Origin of the sequence: Vibrio sp. 10N.222.49.A3 (assembly GCF_041475145.1) — a bacterium.
Taxonomy (GTDB): Bacteria; Pseudomonadota; Gammaproteobacteria; order Enterobacterales; family Vibrionaceae; genus Vibrio; species Vibrio tasmaniensis_A.
On the sequence record NZ_JBFRVM010000206.1, the window covers coordinates 1 to 852 of the forward strand.

General features: G+C 37.9%; 1 protein-coding gene. It reads left to right on the forward strand.

Annotated elements, in window-relative coordinates:
* Window positions 1-299: 299 nt before the first annotated feature.
* Window positions 300-644 carry a N(4)-acetylcytidine aminohydrolase gene (gene yqfB, locus AB4589_RS23020; protein ID WP_371691292.1) on the forward strand — a complete coding sequence of 115 codons (345 nt, stop codon included), beginning with the start codon at window positions 300-302 and terminating at the stop codon, window positions 642-644.
* Window positions 645-852 lie beyond the last annotated feature (208 nt).

Here is an 852-nt window from a genome sequence, read left to right on the forward strand (position 1 = left end):
TAAGCGGAGAAGAGCCCTTGTAGTTATTCATGAATTGCTAATTTAGCAAAACCACTAACACAGAAATGTCCAAAAACATCACAACCTGAATTTTCACGCGTGGCATTTTCTAGCTCGAAAATGCCCCATTATTTGGTAGACCTTTCACTCATTCATATCCTGTTCACGGACTTTTTCCATATTAAAAGTTATGCGACACAGAAAATATCCCCAATGATTTCCCTCACTAGTCCATTGGGTTAGATTGAAGCTTAAAAAAGAAAGAGCTTATTGCCGATTCATTTAATGCTGGTGTAAACTTGGAAGACATTGGAGAGAGTTGGTGTAAATCATTGGATAGAATGACATTTTTCACTAGGTTAGAGCGCCAGATTCTTTCTGGTAAAAAAACTGCAACGATTAGAGATAAATCTGAAAGCCATTATTACCCTGGACAGGTTGTTGAAGCATTTACTCTCGAAGATGAGCGGAAAATCTGCAGACTAGAAATAGTTGATGTTGAGAATGTTGAGTTTGAAAATCTCTGTAGAAAACATGCCAAAGCGGAGAATTTACCATTTGTTTTTATGCTCAAATGGCTATTACGAAAGATATACCCAACGGAATCTAGTTTGTATTTTGTCAGCTTTAAAGTTGTTGGGTAACTCATGGCACCTTAGTATAAACATTCATCCGCGGCAATCTGTAACTAAGAAATGCCCCATTGCGTACTTAGAACACATGAAGACATCATGAGAATGATTTTGGCGACAGCTTGTTGCCAAATTGTCCAACACCTATTTTTGCAAGAGGCTATTGCAAAATTGCGGTATAGGTTGCTTCGTAAATTATTTATGTCGGGTGGACGACACT